This window comes from Bradyrhizobium sp. cir1, assembly GCF_014198245.1.
Lineage (GTDB): Bacteria > Pseudomonadota > Alphaproteobacteria > Rhizobiales > Xanthobacteraceae > Bradyrhizobium.
The window spans coordinates 17,924-34,865 of the sequence record NZ_JACIHE010000034.1 but is presented as its reverse complement, the minus strand read 5'-3'; the positions used below and the strand labels follow the sequence as shown (position 1 = coordinate 34,865).

The following is a 16,942-nucleotide window of genomic DNA, read 5'->3' as shown; positions in this document are numbered from 1 at the left end:
TCCCATTAGTTCCCGAATGGCCTATTCGGCGGCGCCGTCGCGCACCCGCCGCGGCCGCGCAGCCCGGTGCAGCACGCGCGACAGCTCTTCGACCGAATAGGGCTTTTGCACGAGATCGAAGCCGAGGCTGCCTTCCTGGGACAGGGCCTGGCTGTAGCCGGTGGTCAGCACGACCGGCACCTTGATGCCGCGATCGCGGACAGCCCGCGCGAGATCGAGCCCGGTCATCCCGGGCATCACGATGTCGGAGAACACGACGTCGAAACGATCCACGTCCACGACAAGCTCGGCAAGCGCATCGGCGGCATTGTCGACCAGCGTGATGCTGTAGCCGAGCGCAGTGAGTCCGTCGGCGGCGAAATTGGCGAGCTCGATATTGTCCTCAACCAGCAGCACCGATATGCCGCTGCCGGCCACCGCAGGCGCTGTGTTCGGCGCCTGCTGCTGCGGCAAGAGGTCCGCGGGCACGCGCGGGAGATAGAGCGAGAAGGTGCTGCCCTGGCCGACTTCGCTCGTGACCGTCACCTCGCCGCCGGATTGCCGGGCGAAACCGAACACCTGGGACAGGCCAAGACCGGTGCCGTGGCCGACCTGCTTGGTGGTGAAGAACGGCTCGAAGATCCGCCCGAGCCGCGCGGCCGGAATGCCGACGCCGGTGTCGCTGACGGTCACGCCGACGAAGCCAAGGTTTCTCGGGATATGACTGCTCGCGACGTGCGCCAGCGTGTCAGGAATCGTGGTCGCTGCCTTGACCGTGAAGCTGATCCTGCCCCTGCCCTGCATGGCATCGCGCGCATTGGTCGCCATGTTGATCAGCGCGGTCTCGAACTGGCTGGCATCGGCATTGACGAGGCACGGCTCCGCCGGCAGCCGCATCGCGATCTCGATGGCCGGTCCGAGCAGCGTGGCGAGCATGTCGTGCAGCGACTGCAACCGCTCGCCGACGTCGAACACTTCCGGCTTCAGGGTCTGACGCCGCGCAAAGGCGAGCAGCTGCGAGGTCAGCCTGGCCGCGCGCGCCACCGCGTCCGCAATCGCCGTGATGTAGCGCTGCCGTCGCTCTTCGCTCAGCTGCGGGCGGTTCAACAGATCGACCGAGGCGCGGATCACGGTCAGGAGGTTGTTGAAGTCGTGGGCGACGCCGCCGGTGAGCTGGCCGAGCGCCTCCAGACGCTGGCTGTGCTTGAGGGCCTCCTCGGCTTCGCGCCGCTTTGCGGCTTCCATCTGCAGATGCTGGGTGCGCCGGAACGCGAATGCGAGCAGCAGAAACAGCAGCGCGGTGGCGGGAACGCCGAATACCAGATGCTGGCCCATGGTCGCGAACCAGCGCGCGCGGATCGCCGAGGTCTCGAACCCGGCGCTGACATAGATCGGATATTCGGCGACGCGCCTGTAGCCGATGCGGCGCTCGATCCCGTCCGACGGCCAGGCGATGGTCATGAGCCCGCGCGTGGGGTGCGCGGCGATCTCGCGGCCGACCGGTCCGCCCGGATCGAGGCGGAGGTCACGGTCGAGCCGCGGGAAATGCGCCAGCACCACGCCGTCGGTGCGACCCATCGCGAAGAAGCTGCCGGGATCCGACCCGATCCTGGCGTAGAAGCTCTCGAAATATTCCGGCAGCACGGAGGCCTGGATCACGCCGATGAAGCTGCCGTCGTCGGTATCGCGGCGGCGGCTCATGCCGAAAAAGCGCGCGCCCTGATAGGGCGGACGCGGCGTCAGCGGCATGCCGATGAACGTGCCGATGGTCTGGTCGACATGGGCGTAGAAATAGTCGCGGTCCGTAAAGCTCAGCTGCGGCGGCGGCGAAACCAGGCTGTTGACCAGTGCTTTTCCATCCGCGTCGAAGATCCAGGCCGATTTGAGCTGCGGCAGCGAATCGGTCAGCCGCTTCAGCCGGCGATGCAGCGCCGCCTCGCGCGCGCGGATGACGTCGTCGGGAAGGCCGCGCACGACCTCGTTGAGCTCGGACAGGCTGCGGTCGATGGTCTCGAACACCTTGAGCGCATGCTCATGCGCGACATCGAGTGTGCGCTCGATCTCGCGGTCGGCGATGTCCTTGGTCGAGGTGTAGGAGATCGTGGCGGCGATCGCGAACAGCGCAATCGGCAGCGCCAGGGATGCAACCATCATCCACTGCAAAAGCCTCAGCGAATTGCGTTGCGCTCCCTGCACGGCCGCTCCGGTCCCTGACCGGAGAGCTTACTTGAACTTCCCGCCGGGAAGGAAGCGGCTTGTCGCTATAATCTTTGGTTGTATTTCGCCGAATCGCCCGCCACGCGCGTTGCGGCAAATTCTACTCAAACTGACGTCGATCGTGGCATGCCCCGGCCGCGGTGGCCGGGGGCGATGGCATGAACGATGCTAGATCTGCCGCTCGACCATCTTGAGCTTGAGCTCGGCGATGGCCTCGGCCGGGTTGAGGCCCTTCGGGCACGCCTTGGCGCAGTTCATGATGGTGTGGCAGCGGTAGAGCCGGAACGGGTCCTCGAGATTGTCGAGACGCTCGCCGGTGGCCTCGTCGCGCGAATCGGAGACCCAGCGGTTGGCCTGGAGCAGCGCGGCGGGACCGAGATAGCGTTCGCTGTTCCACCAATAGCTCGGGCAGGAAGTCGAGCAGCAGGCGCACAGGATGCACTCGTAGAGGCCGTCGAGCTTCTCGCGGTCCTCGTGGCTCTGGCGCCATTCCTTCTGCGGCGTCGGCGAGGTCGTCTTCAGCCACGGCTCGACCGAGGCGTACTGGGCGTAGAAATTGGTCAGATCGGGGACGAGGTCCTTCACCACCGGCTGGTGCGGCAGCGGGTTGATCTTCACCGCGCCGTCCTTGACGTCGTGCATCGAGCGCGTGCAGGCCAGCGTGTTCTGGCCGTCGATGTTCATGGCGCAGGAGCCGCAGACGCCTTCGCGGCAGGAGCGACGGAAGGTCAGCGACGGATCGATGTGGTTCTTGATCCAGATCAGGCCGTCCAGCACCATCGGACCGCAATCATTGGTGTCGACGTAGTAAGTGTCGACGCTCGGATTCTTGCCGTCGTCCGGATTCCAGCGATAGACCTTGAACTCGCGGAGCTCGGTCGCGCCCGCGGGCTTCGGCCAGGTCTTGCCGCCGGTGATCTTGGAGTTCTTCGGAAGTGCGAATTCAACCATTGCTCTAACCTTTCGTCATTCCGGGGCGATGCGCAGCATCGAACCCGGAATCTCGAGATTCCGGGTCTGGTCCTTCGGACCATCCCGGAATGACGGCTAATGTTCGATCAGTACACGCGCGCCTTGGGCGGGATGTACTGCACGTCGTTGGTCATGGTGTAGCTGTGCACCGGGCGGTAGTCGATCGCGACCTTGCCGGCATCGTCCAGCCAGGCCAGCGTGTGCTTCATCCAGTTCTTGTCGTCGCGCTCGGCGTAGTCCTCGCGGGCATGGGCTCCGCGGCTCTCGGTGCGGTTGGCGGCCGAGTTCATCGTCACCACCGCCTGCGAGATCAGATTGTCGAACTCCAGCGTCTCGACGAGGTCCGAATTCCACACCAGCGAGCGGTCGGACACGGCGATGTCGGTGATGCCGGAGTGCACCTTCTGGATCAGGTTCTGACCTTCGCTCAGCACCTCGCCGGTGCGGAACACGGCGCAGTTGTTCTGCATCACATGCTGCATGCCTTCGCGCAGCTTCGCAGTCGGCGTGCCACCGGAGGCGTTGCGGTAATGGTCGAGGCGGCCGAGCGACATTTCCGCCGAGTTCGCCGGCAGCTCGGGCTGCTTGGCGTTGGGCGTGAGCTTCTCGGCGCAGCGCAGCGCAGCGGCGCGGCCGAACACCACGAGATCGATCAGCGAATTGGAGCCGAGACGGTTGGCCCCGTGCACGGAGACGCAGGCCGCCTCGCCCAGCGCCATCAGGCCGGGGACGACTGCGTTGTCGTCGCCGTCCTTCTTGGTCAGGACCTCGCCGTGATAGTTCGTCGGGATGCCGCCCATGTTGTAATGCGTGGTCGGCACGATCGGGATCGGCTCGCGCGTCACGTCGACATTGGCGAAGACCTTTGCCGATTCGGAGATGCCCGGCAGGCGCTCGGCGAGCACCGCGGGATCGAGATGGTCGAGATGCAGGAAGATGTGGTCCTTCTTCTTGCCGACGCCGCGGCCCTCACGGATCTCGATGGTCATCGCGCGCGAGACGACGTCACGCGAGGCGAGGTCCTTGGCCGAGGGTGCGTAGCGCTCCATGAAGCGCTCGCCTTCGGAGTTGACGAGATAGCCGCCTTCGCCGCGGGCGCCTTCGGTGACGAGACAGCCCGCGCCGTAGATGCCGGTCGGGTGGAACTGCACGAACTCCATGTCCTGGAGCGGCAGGCCGGCGCGCAGCACCATGCCGCCGCCGTCGCCGGTGCAGGTATGGGCCGAGGTGCAGGAGGCGTAGGCGCGGCCGTAGCCGCCGGTCGCCAGGATCGTGGTCTGGGCGCGGAAGCGATGCAGCGTGCCGTCGTCGAGCTTCAGTGCGATGACGCCGCGGCAGGCGCCCTGGTCGTCCATGATCAGGTCGATGGCGAAGAACTCGATGAAGAACTCCGCCGCATGGCGCAGCGACTGGCCGTACATTGTGTGCAGCATCGCATGGCCGGTGCGGTCGGCGGCGGCGCAGGTGCGCTGCGCCTGGCCCTTGCCGAAGTCCAGGGTCATGCCGCCGAACGGACGCTGGTAGATCTTGCCGTCCTCGGTGCGCGAGAACGGCACGCCCCAATGCTCGAGTTCGTAGACCGCGTCGGGCGCGTTGCGCACCATGTATTCGATCGCGTCCTGGTCGCCGAGCCAGTCCGACCCCTTCACGGTGTCGTACATGTGCCAGCGCCAGTCGTCCTGGTGCATGTTGCCGAGCGCGGCCGAGATGCCGCCCTGGGCTGCGACGGTGTGCGAGCGGGTCGGAAACACCTTGGTGATGCAGGCGGTGCGAAGACCGGCCTCGCTGCAGCCGACCACGGCGCGCAGGCCCGCGCCGCCGGCGCCGACCACGACGACGTCATAGGTGTGGTCTTCGATCGGATAGGCTTTGCCGTTGGTGGCGGGAGCGCCGTTGCCCTTGCCATTCGTCTCGTTGGCCATGGGTTACACTCCGGCTGACAGTTGGAGAATCGCGTAGATCGAGGCGAGCGCGACCGCGACCGAGAAGAAATTGTTGAGCATGATCGATACGAGCTTCAGCTTCTCGTTGTGGACGTAGTCCTCGATCACGACCTGCATGCCGATCTTCATGTGCCAGGCGCTGGCGACGATGAAGAGCACCATGATGATGGCGACCGGCAGCGAGCCGAGGATCTGCTTGGCGCCGGCCTGGTTGCGGCCGAGCGTCATCATGATGACGACGACCACCGGGATCATCAGCAGCGTCATCGCCACCGCCGTGAGGCGCTGGCGCCAGAAGTCGGATGTGCCGGAATGCGCGGCGCCGAGATTGCGGACGCGGCCGAGCGGGGTGCGCATGCTGCGCTTGGGCGTATCGGTCGCGCTCATCGTCCGCCTCCGGTCGCATAGGCAATGATCCAGATCAGCACCGTCAACGCGATGCCGCCGATCAGGGCGCCCCAGGTCAGCGCTTCGCGCTCATTGGCCTTGAAGCCGTAGCCGAGGTCCCAGACGAAATGCCGGATGCCGCTCAGCATATGGTGCATCAGCGCCCAGGTGTAGCCGAACACGATCAGCCGGCCGATGATGCTGCCGGTGAAGGCCTGGACGTGGGCATAGGCGGCGGGGCCGGAGGCCGCTGCAATCAGCCACCAGGCCAGCAGCAGGGTTCCGACGTAAAGGGCGATACCGGTGGCGCGATGGACGATGGACAGCGCCATCGTCAACGTCCAGCGGTAGACTTGCATGTGTGGTGAAAGCGGTCGTTCGATCCGTGCGGTCATGGGCTTTGATGTTGTATGGCGGCCCCTTGAGGGCGCGCGCGGGGATCGCGAAAGGTCGGCTCTATTTACGGAGTCGATTTCGCCTGCGCAATCACCAAATCGCCATAAATCGAACCAGGGTTCAGCTCTACAGCCTTGATGAAACAAGGCCAATCAGTGGCTTGGTATACCAGCGCGTCGGTCCGCCAGCAAACAGTTGACGATTGATTCATTCTTTCAGGAGGCGGCCGGGGCGCATTGAAATCACTATTGGAACGCCTCTAAACCATCGCGGCCTCGCCGAAGTTCGAACCAGTCAGTTCATGGCGCTCGAGGCCGCTCGCTTCGTCATCGGAACCCCTGCGAGCGCCATTTGCCGGATCAATTCCGCCGCGACGGTGGATATGCACGTCCTGCATTCCACCCCGCCACAGAGATCACCGGCTGAGCGGATCGCTTCCGCGCCACCGCGCGATCAGGAAATCGATGAAGGCGCGAATCTTCGTCGAGCCGAGCCGCGACGGCTGATACAGCGCGTGCAGCGGCGCCGGCGCCGGCTCATGCGCGCGCAGCAGACGTCGCAGGCGTCCTTCCGCCAGCTGCCGCTCCACCTGCCATGACGGCACGCGGACGATGCCAGCGCCGTTCTCCGCGGCCGCGGCGAGCGCATCGAGGCTGTTGACCCAGAGTCGTCCCGCGATGCGGATTCGCGTTCCGCCGTTCGCCTCGCGGCCGAACCTCCAGGTTGCTGCTCCCGGCGCGTCGGAAAACACCAGGCAATCATGCTGCGCCAGATCGGCAGGCGTATGCGGTTCGCCGCGGCGTGCGAGATAATCGGGCGAGGCGCAGTGAATCATCTGCACCTCCGCGAGCTTTCGCATCACCAGCTGCGAATCCGGCATGCGCCCGACCCGAAGCGCCAGGTGAACGTCCTCATCGATCAAATCGACGTTGCGATCGACCAGCAGCAGGTCCACGGAGAGCGATGGGTAGGCGCGCAGGAAATCGCCGAGCAGCGGCGCAATCAGCAGGCGTCCCATCAATGTCGGCGCGCTGACGCGCAGCCGCCCCGACGGCTCGCGGCGATTGCCCGCCAGCCCCTCTTCGATCTCCTTGAGCTCGCCCAGGATCGATTTGGCGCGCTCGTAGAGCATGCGCCCATCCTCCGTGAGCGCGAGCTGTCGTGTCGTCCGCATCAAGAGGCGCGTGCCGAAGTGGCGCTCGAGCGCGGAAATCTGCCGGCTCACTGATGTCAGCGAGCTCGGCAATGAGCGCGCCGCCGCCGACAGGCTGCCGGCGTCCACGGCCCGCACGAAGGTCGCCATCGCTGCAAGCTGGTCCATCGCCATCCTTCCGTAATTCGCAAGGGAGCATGCCGCTTGCAAGAGATAGCGCCGAAAAACGGAAGGGTCTACGTTGCGGTGGCTCCAAGCAGTCCGGGACTTACCATGCCCACCCATGTCAGCCTGACGTCCATCGCCCACCGGCGGACCGCGCGCGGCCTCCACGACGTCCTGTCGGGCGACCTGCTTCCGTTGCTGGTCTTCGCGCTGGTTGGCGTCACCATCGACGGCCTCGCGGCGCTTGGTGCCTATGGTCGGCAAGGCCTGGGCTTCGCGGGCCTGCTTCTGGTCATCGCCGCGCCCGTCCTCGCCGCTGCTGCAGCGTTATGCGTCGCGCATCCGCGAGAGCTGCCGACGGATCGCCGCGGATGAGCGGCCTCGAGGTCCTCGACGTCGTCGAGCTCGCGCTGCTGCTGATTGCAACCGGCGCGCTCTCGGGATTTCTGGCCGGCGTGTTCGGCATCGGCGGCGGCGCGATTCTCGTGCCGGTGTTCTACGAATGCTTCCGCATCGCCGGCGTGCCGCTGGAGGTGCGGATGCCGCTGTGCGTCGGCACCTCGCTCGCCGTGATCATCCCGACCTCGATCCGCTCGTTCCAGGCGCATTACAAGCGCGGCGCGGTCGATATGACCATCCTGCGCATCTGGTGGCTGCCGATCGTGATCGGCGTCGTCGCCGGCAGCGTGATCGCGCGCTTCGCGCCGGAGCGGCTGTTCAAGATCGTGTTCGTTTGCGTCGCCTGGTCGGCGGCGGTGCGGCTGATCTTCGCGCGCGAGACTTGGAAGTTCGGCGACGACCTGCCGAGGGGCGCGGTGATGATCGCCTATGGCTTCGTGGTCGGCATCCTCTCGACGCTGATGGGCATCGGCGGCGGCCTGTTCTCGAACCTGCTGATGACCTTCTATGGCCGCCCGATCCATCAGGCGGTCGCGACCTCGTCGGCGCTCGCGGTGCTGATCTCGATCCCCGGCGCGCTTGGCTACATCTATGCGGGATGGCCTGCGGCCGCAAACTATCCGTCGATCGCCGCGCTGCAAGCCCCATTCGCGCTCGGCTACGTCTCGCTGATCGGCGCCATGCTCGTGATGCCGATGAGTCTCGTCACCGCGCCGCTGGGTGTGAAGGCCGCGCATGCGATGTCGAAGCGGACTCTGGAGGCCGCGTTCGGGTGTTATCTGTTTATCGTCGGAAGCCGGTTTGTCCTGAGTCTGGTGGGCGGGCAGTGACAGGTTTGGGGCACGCGCGCCCTACACTCTCAGTGTCATTCCCCCTCAGTGTCATTCCCCGCGAAGGCGGGGAATCCAGTACGCCGCAGCCTCTCGGTTCTATCGCAAGCGTCTCTGGAATACTGGATGCCCCGCCTGCGCGGGGCATGACAGCGAGGGTGTGGCGAGGTTTTGCCTAAAGTCCGCCCCCTCACTTCTTCGCGTAAATATCCTTGTACATATCGCGCAAAATATTCTTCTGCACCTTGCCCATCGTATTCCGCGGCAGCTCGTCGACGACGAACACGCGCTTGGGCATCTTGAACTTGGCGAGCCGGCCGTCGAGCGCCTTCAGCACCGCAGCTTCAGTGACATCGGCGCCCTTGTTGCAGACCAGCACCGCCGTGACGCCCTCGCCGAAATCGGCATGTGGCACGCCGATCACGGCGGATTCGACCACGCCCGGCATGGCGTCGATCTCGCTCTCGATTTCCTTGGGGTACACATTGAAGCCGCCGGAGATCACGAGATCCTTGCCGCGGCCGAGAATGTGGACGTAGCCTTTGTCGTCGATCTTGCCGAGGTCGCCGGTGATGAAGAAGCCGTCGGGACGGAATTCGGACCTGGTCTTCTCCGGCATGCGCCAGTAGCCCTTGAAGACGTTCGGGCCCTTGACCTCGATCATGCCGATTTCTTCGCGCGGCAATTCCTTGCCGGTTTCGGGCTCGGTGACGCGAACCGAAACGCCGGGGAGGGGAAAGCCGACCGCGCCGGGCACGCGCTCGCCGTCGTAAGGATTCGACGTGTTCATGTTGGTTTCGGTCATGCCGTAGCGCTCGAGCACCGCATGGCCCGTGCGCGCCGACCATTCGCGATGGGTGTCGGCGAGCAGCGGCGCCGAGCCCGAGATGAACAGCCGCATGTGCTTTGTGGTCTCGTGCGACAGCGCCGGATTCTGCAGCAGGCGGGTGTAGAAGGTCGGCACGCCCATCAGCACCGTCGCGCGCGCCATCAGCTTGATGATCAGGTCCGGATCGAGCTTCGGCAGGAAGATCATCGACGCGCGGGCGAACAGCGTCACGTTGGTCGCCACGAACAGGCCGTGCGTATGGTAGATCGGCAGCGCGTGGATCAGCACGTCCTTGTCGGTGAAGCGCCAGTAGCCGACGAGCGAGAGCGAGTTCGACGCGAGATTGTCATGTGTGAGCATCGCGCCCTTGGAGCGGCCGGTGGTGCCCGAGGTGTAGAGGATCGCGGCGAGATCGTCGTTTGCGCGCGGTACGGTCGTGAACTCGCTGCTCGCCTTGTCGGCGGCGTCGGTCAGCGAGCCCTTGCCGTCGGGCCCGAGCGTCTCGACCTTGGCCTTCACCTTGGCGGCGATCGGGGCGAGCCCTTCCGCCTTGGAGGGATCGCAGACCACCAGCAACGGCTCGGCATCGCCGATGAAGTAGTCGAGCTCGTTCAGCGTATAGGCGGTGTTGAGCGGCAGATAGACCGCGCCGGCCCGCACTGTGCCGAGATACAGCACGATGTTGGCGACGGATTTCTCGACCTGCACCGCGACGCGGTCACCCGGCTTCACGCCGCGCGCGACCAGCACGTTCGCCATCTGCCCGGCCCGCGCGATCAGATCGCCATAGCTGATATGGGCGCCGTCCTGCGTTTCGATCGCGAGGCGCTTGGGATCGTCGAGGCCGTCGAACAGGCGGGAAAACAGGTTGGCGTTGGCTGCGTGGTTCATGCAAGATTTCCTCGACCGCAAAACTGACAAGGCCGGTCAAAACCGAGGGCTGGATTAGCAAAAACCGCCCCAATGAAGCAACGGAGACAGTTTGCATGTCAAAAAACGGGAAACGCGTGGCTTGGGTCACGGGCGGTGGCAGCGGGATCGGGGAGGCCGGCGCCGAGGCGCTTGCGGCTGACGGCTGGACAGTGGTGGTCTCAGGCCGTCGCAAGGATGCCCTGGATGCCGTGGTCGCCAGGATCACGGCGGCGGGCGGGACGGCCGAGGCCGTTGCACTGGACGTGTCTGACGCCACTGAAGCCCAGAAGGTGGCCGATCAGATCGTCGCAAAGCACGGCCGCATCGATCTCCTGGTCAACAATGCCGGCATCAATGTTCCCAAGCGGAGCTGGAAGGACATGGAGCAGGAGGGCTGGGACAGACTGGTCCAGGTCAATCTCAACGGCGTGCTCTATTGCATGCGCGCGGTGCTGCCGACAATGCGCAAGCAGCAGGACGGCTCGATCATCAACGTCTCCTCCTGGGCCGGCCGCCACGTCTCGAAGATGCCGGGCCCGGCTTACACCACCACCAAGCATGCGGTGCTGGCGCTGACCCATTCCTTCAACATGGACGAATGCGTCAACGGCCTGCGCGCCTGCTGCTTGATGCCGGGCGAGGTCGCAACTCCGATCCTGAAGCTGCGCCCGGTGGTGCCGAGCGAAGAGGAGCAGGCCAGGATGTTGCAGCCCGAAGACCTCGGCCGCACCATCGCCTTCATTGCATCCATGCCGCCCCGCGTCTGCATCAACGAGCTCTTGATCAGCCCGACGCATAATCGCGGGTTTATCCAGACGCCGAACAACAGGGATTGAGTTGCTCCGCTCGCGCAATATCCACCGGTGTCGTCCCGGCCTTCGCCGGGACGACAGCGGAGTTTGCAACTCTCCCCCACACGAACATCCCCCCGCATAGTTTCACCCATCACAAAGAATTTTTCCCGAAACCGCATCGCAAACCCTCCCGTAGTTCGGTCCAACGACGGCGCTGCTGCTTCACGCCAAAGGGTCGCAAGCGCCGTTGTTGCCCAACTCAAACACCGGCCATGCCGGTCACCATTCAATCGGGAGATTCTCCATGTCAAAGCGTATTGCCTATCTCGCTGCCGCCGCCTTCAGTGCCCTCGCCATCACCGCGACCGTCGTCGCGCCTGTGCGTGCCGAGGAAAAGACCGTCATGGTCGGCGGCGCCGCGATGTTCCCGTCCAAGAACATCGTCCAGAACGCCGTCAACTCGAAGGATCACACCACGCTGGTGGCGGCGGTGAAGGCCGCGGGCCTCGTGCCGACGCTGGAAAGCAAGGGCCCGTTCACGGTGTTCGCGCCGACCAACGCCGCCTTCGGCAAGCTGCCGGCCGGCACCGTCGACAATCTGGTCAAGCCCGAGAACAAAGCGACGCTGACCAAGATCCTCACCTACCATGTCGTGCCCGGCAAGCTCGAGGCCTCCGACCTCTCCGACGGCAAGAAGCTGAAGACCGCCGAAGGCGAGGAACTGACGGTGAAGAAGATGGACGGCAAGACCTGGATCATCGATGCCAAGGGCGGCACCTCGATGGTGACGATCACCAACGTCAACCAGTCGAACGGCGTCATCCATGTGGTCGACACCGTGCTGATGCCGGCGACGTAACACCGCGCGCCCCTGTTTCATCCCCCGAACAGGGTGCTTCGAGACGGCGAGCCGGGGGTGTCCGGCTCGCTTTTTTGTGACCACCATAGCCCGCGGGCATCGATTCGATGGCCAACGGGGCGTAACGAAACCGGAATGTCCCGCGTATAATTGCTGTCACACGATCGCAGGACGGAACCGCCATGGCGAGCCTCACAGTCACCGACGAGCAGGTCAGGGCCACCCCGGCCAAGGTCATCCAGCCAGCCTGGGTCCGCGTCATGCACTGGATCAACGCGCTCGCCATGATCCTGATGATCCTGTCGGGCTGGCAGATCTACAACGCCTCGCCGCTGTTCGGCTTCAGCTTCCCGCGCGAGTACACGCTCGGCGGCTGGCTCGGCGGCGGCCTGCTCTGGCACTTTGCGGCGATGTGGCTGTTGATGATCAACGGCCTCGCCTATCTCGTCACCGGCTTCGCCACCGGCCGCTTCCGCAAGAAGCTGCTGCCGATCACGCCGTCCGGCGTGCTCCACGATGTCAGGGCTGCCCTGACCTTCAAGCTCGGCCACGACGATCTCACCGTCTACAATTACGTGCAGCGCCTGCTCTATGCCGGCATCATCGTGGTCGGCGTGCTGATCGTGCTCTCCGGCCTCGGCATGTGGAAGCCCGTCCAGCTCTATTACCTCGTGATGCTGTTCGGCGACTACCCGACCGCGCGCTACGTGCACTTCTTCTGTATGGCCGCGATCTGCGCCTTCCTCGTCATTCACGTCCTGCTCGCGCTGCTGGTGCCGAAGAGCCTGCGCGCGATGATCATTGGCCGCTGATTAGGAGAATTATCATGGCCAAGCGTTCATTCCTGATCCCCGGCGTCGACAAGCGGCTGCTGATCAAGGACTCCATCAAGACGATGCCGGATGTCACCCGCCGCCGCTTCATCGCGGGCGGTGCCAGCCTCGGCGCGCTGACGCTGCTCACCGGCTGCGACGTGGTCGATTCGTCCTCGGCCGAGGAGATGCTGAAGAGCGTCTCGAAGTTCAACGACGCCGTGCAGTCCTTCATCTTCAATCCGGACGCGCTGGCGCCGACCTTCCCCGAGAGCGCGATCACGAAGCCGTTCCCGTTCAATGCCTATTACGATCTCGACGACGCGCCTGACGTCTCGGCTGCAGACTGGAAGCTCGAAGTGCGCGGCCTCGTCGACAACAAGAAGCCCTGGACGCTGGACGAGCTCTACAAGCTTCCGCAGGTCACGCAAGTGACGCGCCACATCTGCGTCGAAGGCTGGAGCGCGATCGGCAGCTGGACCGGCACGCCCTTGCGCGATTTCCTAAAACTGATCGGCGCCGACACGCGCGCGAAATATGTCTGGTTCCAGTGCGCCGACAAGGACGGCTACAACTCGCCGCTCGACATGCGCAGCGCGCTGCATCCGCAGACCCAGATGACGTTCAAATACGCGAACGAGATTTTGCCGCGCGCCTACGGTTTCCCGATGAAGATCCGCGTGCCGACAAAGCTCGGCTTCAAGAACCCGAAATACGTGGTCTCGATGGAAGTCACCAACGACTACAAGGGCGGCTACTGGGAAGACCAGGGGTATAATTCGTTTAGTGGGAGCTGATGGCTTCGTCATTCCGGGGCTCGCGAAGCGAGAACCCGGAATCCATCGAGCCGCGGCGTTGACGGATGAATGGATTCCGGGCTCGCGCTACGCGCGCCCCGGAATGACGCCTAGGCCGGCCCCACCTTCCGCTGGCACAACGCCGCAACCGCACCCAGCGCCAGCAGCGCCGCCGAGACATTGAGCGCGTAACTCAAGCTCCCCAGCGCATCCGTAATCGCGCCGACCACGATCGGCCCCAGCGTCTGGCCGACGCCGAACGAGATCGTCATCGCTGCGATCGCGGTCGGCCAAACTTCTGGCGGGTAGTTGAAGCGCACGAAGGCAGTGGTCGAGCCGACCACGGCGAAGAAGGCGACACCGAACACGATTGCTGACACGGCGAGCCATGCAGGCGAATGTCCGAGCATCGGCAGGGCCGCCCCTAGCGCGTTGGTGCCGAGGATGATGGCGGTGGCGAGCCCGCCGCGGTCCAGCGCCAGCACGCCGCGCCAGGCCCAAGGCGTGATGAAGGCGGACAGACCAATCAGGCTCCAGAACGCCGCTTGCGCCGCGGCGCCACCGCCGCCGTCGCGCACATAGGCGATCATGAAGGTCATGTAGGCGATGTAGCCCGCGCCGAACAGGAAATAGCCGGCCAGATAAATCAGCACCGGCAAAATCGCGAAAGCGGCGTGGCTGCCTTCCGAGAAGCGCGCCCGGCTCTCGATGCGGACCAGGAACAGCGGGATCGTCATGGCGACGGACAGCAGCGTCAGCGCCCACCACACCAGCCACCACGAACCCGGCCCGAAATATTGCAGCGTGAACGGGGCGATCAGCCCGGAGGCGAGAATGCCGATGCCGGGCCCGGCATAGAACAGGCTGAGCAGGAAATTGGCCCGCGTGGGCTGCGACTGCGCGATCGCCGCGGCCAGCGCGCCGCCGGCGACGAAGCCGGCCGCTGCACCCAGGCCCAGCACGAGGCGGGCAAGGCTCAGCGCGACGAAATTGCCTGTTAATGCGCAGGTGGCGAGCGCAGCGACGCAGGCGAGGGTTCCGCCGCGGATTGCGGCCGACCAGCCGACGCGCCGGATCAGCCGGGACGCCACCAGCGCGCCCACGAGGTAGCCGACGGCGTTGATGGTGTTCATGAAACCGGCCGCCGAGTAGGACCAGCCGAGGTCCTCCCGCATGTCGGGCAGCACCAGCGCATAGGCAAAGCGGCCGATGCCGAGCCCGACCGTCGCGGCCAGCGACAGGGTCAGGATCAGCCGCGCGGGATGTGCATCTGGCGGGGGGCGATCAGGGGCGTGCAAGGGGTACTCCGGCAGCCCGCACTGTGGCAGGCCCTGCCTGTCTTGCACAGCCGCGGCGCGGCAATGGTGTCTTGCCAAGCGCGCAACGCCGCTCTAGCACTCCGGCCGAACCGTCATTCCGGGGCGCGCGAAGCGCGAGCCCGGAATCCATTTTCCCGCTTGCGCTGTGGCCTGATGGATTCCGGGTTCGCTCGCCGTGCTCGCGCCCCGGAATGACGGACGTAGATTGAGAGGATCCGACCATGGCGACCCACAAATTGCTGCTGCTCCCCGGCGACGGTATCGGCCCCGAGGTGATGGGCGAGGTGAAGCGGCTGATCGATTGGCTGAATTCGGCCGGGATCGCCAAATTCGAGACCGACACTGGCCTCGTCGGCGGCTCGGCCTATGACGCCCACAAGGTGTCGATCTCCGAGGGCGACATGGCCAAGGCGCTTGCCGCCGACGCCATCATCTTCGGCGCGGTCGGTGGCCCGAAGTGGGATGCCGTTCCCTATGAGGTGCGCCCCGAGGCCGGCCTCTTGCGCCTGCGCAAGGATCTCGCTCTGTTCGCCAACCTCCGCCCGGCCGTGTGCTATCCGGCGCTGGCGGATGCCTCGAGCCTGAAGCGCGAGGCGGTCGAGGGCCTCGACATCGTCATCGTGCGCGAGCTCACCGGCGGCGTCTATTTCGGCGAGCCCAAGACCATCACCGATCTCGGCAACGGCCAGAAGCGCGCCATCGATACCCAGGTCTACGACACCTATGAGATCGAGCGCATCGCTCGCGTCGCCTTCGAGCTTGCCAGGAAGCGCAAGAACAAGGTGACGTCGATGGAGAAGCGCAACGTCATGAAGTCGGGCGTGCTCTGGAACGAGGTCGTGACGGCGGTCCACAAGCGCGAATATCCCGACGTCACGCTCGAGCATCAGCTCGCCGATTCCGGCGGCATGATGCTGGTGAAATGGCCGAAGCAGTTCGACGTCATCGTCACCGACAATCTGTTCGGCGACATGCTGTCCGACATCGCGGCGATGCTGACCGGCTCGCTCGGCATGCTGCCCTCGGCTTCGCTCGGCGAGGTCGACGTCAAGACCAGGAAGCGCAAGGCGCTGTACGAGCCCGTGCACGGCTCGGCCCCTGACATCGCCGGCAAGGGCCTCGCCAATCCGATCGCGATGATCTCGTCCTTCGGCATGGCGCTGCGCTACTCCTTCGACATGGGCGGTCTCGCCGACAAGCTCGATGCCGCGATCGCCGCGGTGCTCGCCAGCGGCCTGCGCACCGCCGACATCAAGTCGGAAGGCACCACGGCCGCTTCCACCACGCAGATGGGCGAAGCGATCCTGAAGGAATTGCAGAAGCTGCACGCGTAGCCACAAGCACAGAATCGTAGGGTGGGTTAGCGCAGCGTAACCCACCACTTCTGTTTCCGCGGAAGCTAAAGTGGTGGGTTACGCCGAGCGGACTGCGCTTCGCGCAGCCGCGCGGCTAACCCACCCTACAAAATCTCAGGAGCCATTTCATGGATACGCCCCGCCCCAAGATCGCGGAAACCATCATCCATGAAACGGTGCGCCAGCGCGAGGCGCAGATCGGGCGGCGCTGCGAGGTGCTCGCGGGCACGCGCATCGAATACGCTTCGCTCGGCGACTACTCCTATCTCGGCGAGAATTGCGACGTCGCCGATGCGGCCATCGGCAAGTTCACGGCGATCGCCAATTCGGTGCGGATCGGTGCACCCAATCATCCGATGGGCCGTCCGTCGCAGCATCGCTTCACCTATTGCCCCGAATATTACGAGGCGTCGGCGACGCGTGACCGCGACTTCTTCGCAGACCGCCGCGGCGACCGCGTCATCGTCGGCAATGATGTCTGGATCGGGCACGCCGCCATCCTGCTGCCGGGCGTGGGCGTCGGCGACGGCGCGGTGATTGCCGCCGGCGCAGTCGTCAGCCGCGATGTCGAGCCCTACACCATCGTCGGCGGCGTTCCCGCGCGTCCCATCCGCAAGCGCTTTTCTGATGCCGTCGCGGCAAGCCTGCGCCGCATCGCCTGGTGGGATTGGCCGGATGCACTCATCTTCGAGCGCATCAGTGATTTCCGCTCGGAAGCGATCGAGGAGTTTTGCCGGCGTTACGATCCGGCTGCGAACGCGTGAGGCGCACGCATCTCACCCAAGCAACGGGAATCGTAGGGTGGGCAAAGCGCAAGCGTGCCC

16 protein-coding genes are annotated in these 16,942 nt (G+C 65.1%); 8 read left to right on the top strand and 8 right to left on the bottom strand.

Going from position 1 to position 16,942, the window contains the following annotated elements:
• Positions 1 to 21: 21 nt before the first annotated feature.
• The 6 genes from GGD63_RS36535 to GGD63_RS36510 form a co-directional block, all read right to left on the bottom strand.
• A complete protein-coding gene (locus GGD63_RS36535; protein WP_183249637.1) occupies positions 22 to 2,175 on the bottom strand; it encodes a hybrid sensor histidine kinase/response regulator in 2,154 nt (717 codons plus the stop codon).
• A gap of 189 nt (positions 2,176 to 2,364) precedes the next feature.
• Positions 2,365 to 3,147, bottom strand: coding sequence for a succinate dehydrogenase iron-sulfur subunit (locus GGD63_RS36530; protein WP_100236830.1), 783 nt, complete (start codon positions 3,145 to 3,147; stop codon positions 2,365 to 2,367).
• A gap of 107 nt (positions 3,148 to 3,254) precedes the next feature.
• Positions 3,255 to 5,090 (bottom strand): succinate dehydrogenase flavoprotein subunit, encoded by a 1,836-nt coding sequence (gene sdhA, locus GGD63_RS36525; protein WP_183249635.1) that lies wholly within the window; start codon positions 5,088 to 5,090, stop codon positions 3,255 to 3,257.
• 3 nt (positions 5,091 to 5,093) lie between these two features.
• The gene (gene sdhD / locus GGD63_RS36520; RefSeq protein ID WP_183249634.1) at positions 5,094 to 5,498 is read right to left on the bottom strand and encodes a succinate dehydrogenase, hydrophobic membrane anchor protein; all 405 of its coding nucleotides are present in this window, start codon (positions 5,496 to 5,498) and stop codon (positions 5,094 to 5,096) included.
• On the bottom strand, positions 5,495 to 5,893 hold the full coding sequence (sdhC, locus tag GGD63_RS36515) for a succinate dehydrogenase, cytochrome b556 subunit (RefSeq protein ID WP_183249632.1): 399 nt from the start codon (positions 5,891 to 5,893) through the stop codon (positions 5,495 to 5,497). The genes sdhD and sdhC overlap by 4 nt, the downstream gene beginning before the upstream one ends.
• A gap of 416 nt (positions 5,894 to 6,309) precedes the next feature.
• Positions 6,310 to 7,215 (bottom strand): LysR family transcriptional regulator, encoded by a 906-nt coding sequence (locus GGD63_RS36510; protein WP_183249630.1) that lies wholly within the window; start codon positions 7,213 to 7,215, stop codon positions 6,310 to 6,312.
• 105 nt (positions 7,216 to 7,320) lie between these two features.
• Here GGD63_RS36510 and GGD63_RS36505 point away from each other — a divergent pair, with 105 nt between their 5' ends.
• A complete protein-coding gene (locus GGD63_RS36505) occupies positions 7,321 to 7,587 on the top strand; it encodes a hypothetical protein (RefSeq protein WP_183249628.1) in 267 nt (88 codons plus the stop codon).
• Positions 7,584 to 8,441 carry a sulfite exporter TauE/SafE family protein gene (locus tag GGD63_RS36500; RefSeq protein WP_183249627.1) on the top strand — a complete coding sequence of 286 codons (858 nt, stop codon included), beginning with the start codon at positions 7,584 to 7,586 and terminating at the stop codon, positions 8,439 to 8,441. The genes GGD63_RS36505 and GGD63_RS36500 overlap by 4 nt, the downstream gene beginning before the upstream one ends.
• A gap of 190 nt (positions 8,442 to 8,631) precedes the next feature.
• On the opposite strand, the gene GGD63_RS36495 is transcribed toward GGD63_RS36500, so the two are convergent.
• Positions 8,632 to 10,161 (bottom strand): malonyl-CoA synthase, encoded by a 1,530-nt coding sequence (locus tag GGD63_RS36495; RefSeq protein WP_183249625.1) that lies wholly within the window; start codon positions 10,159 to 10,161, stop codon positions 8,632 to 8,634.
• A 95-nt stretch (positions 10,162 to 10,256) separates the two neighbouring features.
• Here GGD63_RS36495 and GGD63_RS36490 point away from each other — a divergent pair, with 95 nt between their 5' ends.
• The 4 genes from GGD63_RS36490 (at position 10,257) to GGD63_RS36475 (ending at position 13,444) form a co-directional block, all read left to right on the top strand.
• Positions 10,257 to 11,018, top strand: a complete 762-nt coding sequence (locus tag GGD63_RS36490; RefSeq protein WP_183249623.1) for an SDR family oxidoreductase — start codon at positions 10,257 to 10,259, stop codon at positions 11,016 to 11,018.
• Positions 11,019 to 11,280: 262 nt separating this feature from the next.
• Complete coding sequence (locus tag GGD63_RS36485) at positions 11,281 to 11,835, top strand: fasciclin domain-containing protein (protein WP_183249621.1); 555 nt, start codon at positions 11,281 to 11,283, stop codon at positions 11,833 to 11,835.
• Positions 11,836 to 12,017: 182 nt separating this feature from the next.
• Positions 12,018 to 12,647, top strand: a complete 630-nt coding sequence (locus GGD63_RS36480) for a cytochrome b/b6 domain-containing protein (protein WP_183249619.1) — start codon at positions 12,018 to 12,020, stop codon at positions 12,645 to 12,647.
• 14 nt (positions 12,648 to 12,661) lie between these two features.
• A complete protein-coding gene (locus GGD63_RS36475; protein WP_183249617.1) occupies positions 12,662 to 13,444 on the top strand; it encodes a molybdopterin-binding protein in 783 nt (260 codons plus the stop codon).
• Between the two features lie 110 nt (positions 13,445 to 13,554).
• Here GGD63_RS36475 and GGD63_RS36470 read toward each other — a convergent pair whose 3' ends face one another.
• A complete protein-coding gene (locus GGD63_RS36470; RefSeq protein ID WP_183249615.1) occupies positions 13,555 to 14,742 on the bottom strand; it encodes a YbfB/YjiJ family MFS transporter in 1,188 nt (395 codons plus the stop codon).
• A 242-nt stretch (positions 14,743 to 14,984) separates the two neighbouring features.
• Here GGD63_RS36470 and leuB point away from each other — a divergent pair, with 242 nt between their 5' ends.
• On the top strand, positions 14,985 to 16,097 hold the full coding sequence (gene leuB, locus GGD63_RS36465; RefSeq protein WP_183249613.1) for a 3-isopropylmalate dehydrogenase: 1,113 nt from the start codon (positions 14,985 to 14,987) through the stop codon (positions 16,095 to 16,097).
• Positions 16,098 to 16,246: 149 nt separating this feature from the next.
• Entirely contained in the window at positions 16,247 to 16,882 is a 636-nt protein-coding gene (locus GGD63_RS36460; protein ID WP_183249611.1) for an acetyltransferase, read from the top strand.
• Positions 16,883 to 16,942 lie beyond the last annotated feature (60 nt).